Origin of the sequence: Streptomyces sp. NPDC026673 (assembly GCF_040638135.1) — a bacterium.
Lineage (GTDB): Bacteria > Actinomycetota > Actinomycetes > Streptomycetales > Streptomycetaceae > Actinacidiphila.
On the sequence record NZ_JBEZXR010000169.1, the window covers coordinates 1 to 3597 of the forward strand.

The 3597-nt window shown below is 71.1% G+C and carries 5 protein-coding genes; 2 read left to right on the plus strand and 3 right to left on the minus strand.

All coding sequences use genetic code 11. The annotated features are described in order from the left end of the window. The first annotated feature begins 9 nt into the window (after positions 1–9). A complete protein-coding gene (locus tag AB0F62_RS42555; RefSeq protein WP_361811361.1) occupies positions 10–150 on the plus strand; it encodes a hypothetical protein in 141 nt (46 codons plus the stop codon). Positions 151–245: 95 nt separating this feature from the next. Here the strand turns inward: AB0F62_RS42555 and AB0F62_RS42560 are convergent, their stop codons facing one another. Further along, positions 246–1694: an aldehyde dehydrogenase gene (locus AB0F62_RS42560; protein WP_361812232.1), complete on the minus strand. Its 1449-nt coding sequence runs from the start codon at positions 1692–1694 to the stop codon at positions 246–248. Between the two features lie 141 nt (positions 1695–1835). Further along, positions 1836–2678 (minus strand): oxidoreductase, encoded by an 843-nt coding sequence (locus AB0F62_RS42565; RefSeq protein ID WP_361812235.1) that lies wholly within the window; start codon positions 2676–2678, stop codon positions 1836–1838. A 174-nt stretch (positions 2679–2852) separates the two neighbouring features. On the opposite strand from AB0F62_RS42565, the gene AB0F62_RS42570 reads away from it, so the two are divergent. After that, complete coding sequence (locus AB0F62_RS42570) at positions 2853–3398, plus strand: helix-turn-helix domain-containing protein (RefSeq protein WP_361812238.1); 546 nt, start codon at positions 2853–2855, stop codon at positions 3396–3398. Between the two features lie 28 nt (positions 3399–3426). Here the strand turns inward: AB0F62_RS42570 and AB0F62_RS42575 are convergent. Next, the coding region (locus AB0F62_RS42575) for a LuxR C-terminal-related transcriptional regulator (RefSeq protein ID WP_361812243.1) at positions 3427–3597 on the minus strand (171 nt) is incomplete at its 5' end.

The following is a 3597-nucleotide window of genomic DNA, read 5'->3' on the forward strand; positions in this document are numbered from 1 at the left end:
TGGCCGGCGATGGCCAGTGAGGCGTTGCACTACATTCGGCAGGAGGGGTATGACGGTGTGGTGGCCAAGCGGTTGACCAGTACGTATCTGCCGGGCCGGCGCAGTCGTGACTGGATCAAGGTCAAGAACCTGCACGCCGAAGCCCCCTGAGACCCGGCTCCCGTTCCCGTCCGTTCCGAGGCGTTCCGGCCGCACGCGAAGGCCCGGGACGCACGACGGGCGTCCCGGGCCTTTCGGAGCGTCGGTCACCGGTGGCGGGTGATCGTCTTGTACTCGAGGTAGCCGCTCAGGCCGACCGATCCGTACTCGCGGCCGATCCCGCTGGCCTTGTAGCCGCCGAAGGGGCCGTCGAAGCTCATGGGGGAGCCGTTCAGGGTGACGGTTCCGGTGCGCAGCCGGCGGGCGACCGCCAGTGCGCGCTCGGGGCTCGCGGTCCAGACGCCTCCCGAGAGGCCGTAGTCGGAGGCATTGGCGATCCGCACCGCGTCGTCCTCGTCGTCATAGGCGATCACGACCAGGACGGGGCCGAAGATCTCCTCCTGGGCGATGCGCATCCCGTTGTCGACGTCCGCGAACAGGGTCGGTGTGACGTAGTTGCCCTCCTCCAGTCCCGCCGGCACCTCGGGGCCGCCGGTCACCAGGCGGGCGCCCTCCTCGATGCCCAGCCTGATGTAGTCGATCACGCGCTGCTGCTGGTCGCGACGGATCATGGGGCCGATGAAGGTGTCCGGCTCGGAGGGGTCGCCGACCTTCAGCGACTCCACCATCTCCTTCAGGGCCGCGACGACCTCCTCGTAACGGCTGCGCGGCGCCAGGATCCTGGTCTGCAGGATGCAGGCCTCGCCGTTGTTGGCCAGCGAACCGAAGCGCAGCCCCTGCGTGACGGCGGAGAGGTCGGCGTCGTCCAGGATGACGGCGGCGGACTTGCCGCCCAGTTCGAGGCTGACGCGCTTGAGCTGCTCACCGGCGATCGAGGCGATACGCCGGCCGGCCCGGGTCGACCCGGTGAAGGCGATCTTGTCGACGTCCGGGTGCGAGACGAGGTGCTCGCTGGTCTCCCGGTCCGCCGGGAGGATGCTGAGCACCCCCTCGGGGAGGCCCGCCTCGTGGAAGAGGTCGGCGAGCAGCATCATGCTGAGCGAGTTCTCGGGGGAGACCTTCAGCACCACGGTGTTGCCGGCCAGCAGGGCCGGCGTCAGCTTGGCCGTGGCCGCGGAAAAGGGCGAGTTCCACGGGATGACCGCGGCGACCACACCGATCGGCTCGCGCCTGACGACCGTGTCGAAGGCCACCGAGGGGTCGGAGGGCCGGAGGACCTCCTCCCAGCCGAGTTCCTCGGCGGCCTTGAGGTAGGCGTCGACCTGGCGGGTCAGGAACGGCTGGCCGGCCCTGGTGAACCAGCCCGCCGAACCGTTCTCGGCGGATATGGCCGCGGCGATCTCGTCGGCGCGGGCCTCGCGCAGCTCGTTGACGCGCCGGATCACCTCCTGCCGCTCCTTGGGTTCGGTGCGCGGCCACGGCCCGTTGTCGAAGGCCTCACGCGCCGCGGCCACGGCGGCGTCCACGTCCGCGTCGGCCGCCTGTGCGACGCGGCCCAGCAGGGACCGGTCGTGCGGGGAACGGATCTCGAGCAGGTCCGGCTCGCTGGGCGCCACCCAGGAACCGCCAATGTAGAGCTTGTCGCGGACGATCATCAGTAACCACTTCCTTGTCGGGGGTGAAGGTGAAAGGGCGCGGTCACGCGGGGGCCGTGCGCGCGGGGTGCGTTCCGGTGGGCCGCGGGACGGAGCCGCGGGCGGTCAGGGAACCGCGGGCGGTCAGGGAGCCGCGGGCGGTCACGGAGCGGCGGGGTGGTCCGTCGAGCGGCTGACCTCGGCCCATGTGCGGGCCTCCGCGAGCCGGGCCTCCTCCGCCTCCAGGGCGATCTGCAGGGCGTCGCTCCCGAGCAGCAGACGGCGCGGGGGCTCCGGCGCGCCGACGACGTCGACGATTGCCGCGGCCATGCGGGCGGGGTCGCCGGGCTCGTTGCCGCTGTACGCGGCGAACCGCTCCTGCCACTGCCCGACGGTCCGCTCGTAGTCGGCGCCGATCGGGCCGGACGTCTTCGCGGCGCCGGCGGCCCAGCCGGTGCGGATGCCGCCCGGTTCCACGATGGTCACCTTCACGCCCAGCGGGGCCACCTCGTTGGCGAGCACTTCGGAGAAGCCCGCGACCGCGAACTTCGCCGTCTGGTAGGCGCTGAGGCCGGGCGTGCCGCCGACACGGCCGCCGATCGACGAGATCTGCACGAAGTGCCCCGAACGCCGGCGGCGCAGGACGGGCAGCGCCGCCCTCGTCACATTGACCACCCCGTAGAGGTTCGCCTCGATCTGCGCCCGGAACTCGTCCTCCGGGAAGTCCTCCACCGAGCCGTTGGTGGCGTATCCGGCGTTGTTGACCACGACGTCGAGGGCGCCGAACCGCTCGACCACCGCCGCGACCACGTCCCGGGCCCCGGTGGGCGAGGTGACGTCCAGCGCGAGGCTCTGGAACCGCCCGGGGTGCGCCTCCGCCAGATCCGCCAGCGCCTCCGGCTTGCGGGAGGTCACCGCGACCTGGTCGCCCGCCTCCAGCGCCGCGACGGCGAGGGCCCTCCCGAGGCCCTGGGAACCACCGGTGATCAGCCACGTACGTGCCATGGCACGTTCCTCCAGTCCTGTGATGAGCGCTCCCGTGCCTGCGTGCCACACGAAGGTCACTGTGGAAGCTGTTCGCTTAACTGCAACATCAATGTAGCACTACCAATCCGAGATGAGGCGAGTGTGATGGTGATGAATGTCTAAGTGCGACTCGCTGTTACGATGGACGCCATCATGAGAGCCGATGCCGCACGCAATCTCGCAGCCGTCCTGCGCACCGGGGCCCGGCTGCTGGCCGAGGACCCGAGCACCTCGATGTCGGCCATCGCCGGCGCCGCGGGGGTGGACCGCACCACCGTTCACCGCCGCTTCGCCACGCGTGAGGCCCTGCTCAGCGCCGTCTTCCAGGCGAAGCTCGATTCCGCCCAACGGGTCCTCGACGAGGCCCGGCTGGTGGAGGCGCCCGTGCCGGTCGCGCTCCACCGCTATGTGGAGGGGATCGTCCCCGTCAGCCGCGAGTGGCCGGTCGACACGCGTCGGATGATGCGGCAGGACCCGGATGCCGACAGCCGGCGTGCGGAGCAGAGCGGACGGCTGGACGCCTTCCTCCGGCGCGCGGTCGACGAGGGGCACCTGCGATCCGACGTCCCTCTCGAATGGGTGAGGGCGGTCCTCGATCAGCTGGTGGACAGCGTCGCCCACCGATTTCCCGAGGTGGAGGCTCCTCGGGCGGCCGACCTCGTGGTGGACACGTTCCTCAAGGGCTTCGGCAGGTCGTGACTGCGCCCGCGAGCGTGCCGTTGCGGGGTCAGAGGCCGAGGGCGATGGCGGTGCGGGTGAGTTCGGCGGTGCTGTAGATGCCGAGCTTGGCGCGGATGCGGCGGAGGTAGGCGTCGACGGTGTGCTTGGACAGTCCCATGTGGCGGGCGGTCTGCAGGTAGGTGCGGCCGGCGGCGATGTGGCGGAGGGTCTCGCGCTC